Origin of the sequence: Micromonospora sp. MH33, from assembly GCF_003013775.1 — a bacterium.
Lineage (GTDB): Bacteria > Actinomycetota > Actinomycetes > Mycobacteriales > Micromonosporaceae > Micromonospora > Micromonospora fulviviridis.
In genome coordinates this window covers 1-4,059 of sequence record NZ_MUYZ01000425.1, presented here as the reverse complement: position 1 = coordinate 4,059, position 4,059 = coordinate 1, and the positions used below count along the sequence as shown (strand labels likewise).

Genomic DNA, 4,059 nt, shown 5'->3' with positions numbered 1-4,059 from the left:
GCCCGGGCGGCCGTGCCCGCGGCCACCACCCTGGCCGCCGTGCCCGGCCAGCGGGGCGAGGCGCGCGAGATCGTGGTCGGCGTGGACGCCGACCGGGCCCGCGCGGACGCGCACGCCGCCTGGGACGAGCTGCTCGACACGCTTGTCGACTTCCACGTCCGGGTGGACCTGACGGAGACACCCCGGACGACCGCCGAGCGGCTGGCCCGGGAGGCGCTGGTCGAGGACGCCGGGGCGGTGACCGGCGTCCGGCTGCTGGGCCGGGCGGAGGAGCGGGCCCGCTACGCCCGCGACCCGCTGACCGGCGAGGAGCTGTACCCCGCCCTGCGGTCGGTGCGCGGCGCCCTCGCGGCCCGGGCGGACCGGCGTACCCGGCTGTTGGCGGCGCTGTTGCCGCCGTCGGTGCTGCTGCGCTGGCGGAACACCCTGACCGACCGCTCGACCCGACTGGTCACCACGACCGGGCAGGTGCGGCAGCGGCTGCTGCGCTGGAACCCGCGTCGTCTCCTGGCGGGCCGACCGGCCCGCTGACCCGGTTCCGCCCGCCGGCGCTCCCCCGCCGGCGGGCCGGACCGGGTCGCCTCAGGCAGCAGCGGACGCGCCGGGAATCAGGGCGCGGGGATCGGGGCGGGCGGGATCAGAGTGCGCGGGCGATCTGCGAGAGCATCAGGGCGCGCGGAAGCGACAATGCTCGCCGGCCGCTGCCGGCGATCCATCGTCGCGAGGACCCGCCCTTCTCACGGGCGGGATGTGCTCAGCGGTGGCCCTCCGGGCGCTGCCGCCAGCGGTCCTCCATCCGGTCGAGGAAGGAGCCCCGGCGGCCGCTGCGGCCACGGGGACGACGACGGCTCGTCGTGCCGCCGACCACGTGCAGGTCGGGCGACTGGGACCGGCGGTGCGACTGCACCGCGTAGCCCAACGAGGCCAGCATGACGACGAAACCCGCCACGGCCAGCGGGGGCGTCTTGATCACGGCACCGTAGATCAACAGGGCCAGACCAGCGATGACCACGCCGGCAGCGACGAGCACGCGACGCCGCGCGTGGAAACGCGGGTCGCTGGCGCGCACGGCCGAGGCGAATTTGGGGTCCTCGGCAAGCGACCGCTCGATCTGCTCGAACAGCCGCTGCTCGTGCTCCGAGAGCGGCACGGCACTCCTCCCCGGTCACGTTGGTCGGCCCGGTCGGGCCGACAGACCGTGGCAGCCATCCGGCTGCTTACCCGCAAGTCTACGAGGGGGCTCGCGCGTCGGAAAGCGGGACGACCTACGGCCGGGTCGGTTTTTCGCCTCGCCGGGCATCACGCCTGCCGAGAAGACTGGCCGGACCTATGACGGACCGCCCGAATCGGGCGGCCGCCGCGTCGGCCGCCGCCTCCGCCTCCCGCCAGCCGCGCTCCGGCGCGCCCAGGGTGAGCTGCTGCGGCGTCTCCTCCGCCGCGGCGAGCCCCTCCATCCGGACGCCGACCAGACGGACCGGCTCGTCGGGGGCGAGGGCGGTCCAGAGCGCCCAGGCCGTGTCGAACATCTCCCGGGCCGTGTCGGTGGGCACACCGAGGGTGCGGGAGCGGCTGACCGTGCGGAAGTCGGCCAACCGCACCTTGAGCGACACGGTCCGCCCCACCTGACCCGCCGCGCGCAGCCGGGCGCCGGCCTTCTCCGCGAGGGCGAGCAGCGCACGACGGATCTCCGCCGGGTCGGTGACGTCGGTGTCGAAGGTGACCTCCGCGCCGATGGACTTCTCCACGTGCTCCGGGGAGACCCGGCGCGGGTCCCGCCCCCAGGCCAGCTCGTGCAGGTGGCCGGCGGACGCCTCCCCCACCGCCCGGCGGAGCAGGCCCGGCGGCGCCTCGGCCAGGTCGCCCACGGTGCGCAGGCCGAGCCTGCGCAGCGCCTCGGCGGACCGCTCCCCCACCCCCCACAGTGCCGCCACCGGCAGCGGGTGCAGGAACTCCAGCACCCGGTCGGCGGGCACCACGAGCAGGCCGTCCGGCTTGGCCCGGGTGGAGCCGAGCTTGGCCACGAACTTGCTCGGCGCCACCCCGACCGAGCAGGTCAGCTCCTGCTCCTCGGCGACCCGGCGGCGGATCAGCCGGGCGATCTCGGTCGGGGCGCCGAAGAGCCGCCGGGCGCCGGCCACGTCGAGGAACGCCTCGTCCAGGGACAGCGGCTCGACCAACGGGGTGACGTCGCGGAAGATCCGCATCACCGCCCGCGAGGCGGCCGAGTAGGCGGTGAAGTCCGGCGGCAGGTAGACCGCCTGCGGGCAGAGCGCCCGGGCCCGGGCGGTGGGCATGGCGCTGCGGACGCCGAAGCGGCGGGCCTCGTAGCTGGCCGAGCTGACCACCCCGCGCGGACCGATCCCGCCCACCACCACCGGGCGGCCGCGCAGTTCGGGGCGGCGGCGCACCTCCACCGAGGCGAAGAAGGCGTCCATGTCGACGTGCAGGATCGGACAGCCGGTGTCGTCGGCGTCCGGCCCGAAGCGCGGATCACCGCCCCGGGGCAACGACTGGCTGCGGCCCATCCCCGCAGGCTAGCCGCCCGGTCCGACAGTCCCGCCGGCCGACCGGCCCGCGTCGGGTCAGCCGCGGACCACCAGCAGCGGGATGGTCATCTCGGCGGCGGTGTCCGCGCCGTGGTACGCGACCAGCCGGGACTCCATCGGCGGCTCCGAGCGGGTGGCGACCACCGCGTACGTGTCGCGGCAGACCACCACCACGTCGCCGATCCGGTCCAGGTGCGCCTCCGGCACCGGCCCGAACCAGCCGGTCGCCACCGCCTCCGCCCGGGTCAGCACCCGGGCGGCGCCGTCCAGCACCGCCGACCAGGCAGCCACCACGTCGGCGGTGGCGCCCGGCTCGACGTGCAGGTAACGGACCCGGGGCTCGCCGGCCACCACCCGGACGCCGGCCCGCAGCCGGGGGTCGGTGTCGAGGTCGATCCGGTGCCCGTCGGGCACGTTGAGCTGCCCGTGGTCGGCGGTGACCAGCAGCGCGGCGTCCGGCGGCAGCCCGTCGACCAGCCGGGCGAGCAGCCGGTCCACCTCGGCGGCGGCCAGCCGCCAGGGCGCGGAGTCCACGCCGGTGAGGTGCCCGTGCCGGTCCAGGTCGGGGTGGTAGCCGGAGACCAGGGTCGGCCCGGGACCGGCCGCCAGGGCGGCGAGCATCCGCTCCGCGAGCGGGTCGACGCCCGCCGCGCCCCGGTAGTCGCCGCCCCGGTTCGCGGCCAGGGTGAGGCCGCTGCCGCCGTACTCCGGGCGGCTGACCACGGTGACCGCCACCCCGGCGGCGCGGGCCCGCTCGTACCAGGTGGCGACGGGCTGCCAGCGCAGCGGCTCCGGGTCGCCGGTCCACTCGATGTGGCTGAGCACCCGGTCGGTGCCCGGCACCCGGACCTTGAAGCCGAGCACCCCGTGCGCGCCGGACGGGGTGCCGGTGCCGAGGCTGACCAGGCTGGTCGGGGTGGTGGAGGGAAAGCCCGAGGTGAGCGGGACGCCGACCGTGGCGGCCAGCCCGGCCAGCGTCGGCGCGTACCGGGCGGCGGTGGGGATCTGGTACCAGCCGAGCCCGTCGACCAGCAGCACGGCGACCCGGCGCACCCCGGCCAGCCGGGGCGCCAGGCCGAGCAGGTCGGCGGCGCCGGGCACGCCGAGCAGCGCGAGCGCGCTGGGCAGCACGTCGACCAGGCTGCCGCCGCCGTAGCGGGGCGCCACCCGGTCGAGCGGACCCACCGCCGGGCCGGTCATGCCGGGCGGCGGGCGAACAGGTGCAGCTGGACGGCGAGGTCGCGGTAGGGCGGCCGGGCGGCGAGGGCCCGTTCCAGCTCGACCAGGGCGGCCGACTGGCCGTCCGCCACCGCGGCCGGGAGCAGGTCGGCGAGCACGCGTACGCCGTGGATCTCCTCGACGGTGAGCCCGGCGGCGGCGAGCAGGGCGGTGACGCCGTCGGCGTCGTAGCGGCGGCGCAGGGTGTCCCGGGGTCCCGCGGCGCCGGCCGGGTCGGCGGCGAGCGCGGCGGCCACGTCCAGGTGGCCGTTCATGGCCCGGGCCAGCACGGCGG

The 4,059-nt window shown here is 77.2% G+C and carries 3 protein-coding genes and 2 pseudogenes; 1 reads left to right on the top strand and 4 read right to left on the bottom strand.

Translation table 11 applies throughout. The features are described 5' to 3' along the window. Positions 1–531, top strand: a pseudogene (locus tag B0E53_RS33720) (transglutaminase domain-containing protein); the annotation flags it as partial. 223 nt (positions 532–754) lie between these two features. Here B0E53_RS33720 and B0E53_RS33715 read toward each other — a convergent pair. From B0E53_RS33715 to B0E53_RS33700, 4 genes and pseudogenes are all read right to left on the bottom strand, one after another. Beyond that, the gene (locus B0E53_RS33715; RefSeq protein ID WP_091268111.1) at positions 755–1,150 is read right to left on the bottom strand and encodes a DUF3040 domain-containing protein; all 396 of its coding nucleotides are present in this window, start codon (positions 1,148–1,150) and stop codon (positions 755–757) included. A 115-nt stretch (positions 1,151–1,265) separates the two neighbouring features. Further along, a complete protein-coding gene (locus tag B0E53_RS33710; protein WP_107079623.1) occupies positions 1,266–2,525 on the bottom strand; it encodes a DNA polymerase IV in 1,260 nt (419 codons plus the stop codon). A 57-nt stretch (positions 2,526–2,582) separates the two neighbouring features. Continuing rightward, a complete protein-coding gene (locus B0E53_RS33705; protein WP_107079622.1) occupies positions 2,583–3,746 on the bottom strand; it encodes a nucleotide pyrophosphatase/phosphodiesterase family protein in 1,164 nt (387 codons plus the stop codon). After that, positions 3,743–4,059: pseudogene (locus B0E53_RS33700) on the bottom strand (SAM-dependent methyltransferase); the annotation flags it as partial. The pseudogene B0E53_RS33700 and the gene B0E53_RS33705, both read right to left, overlap by 4 nt.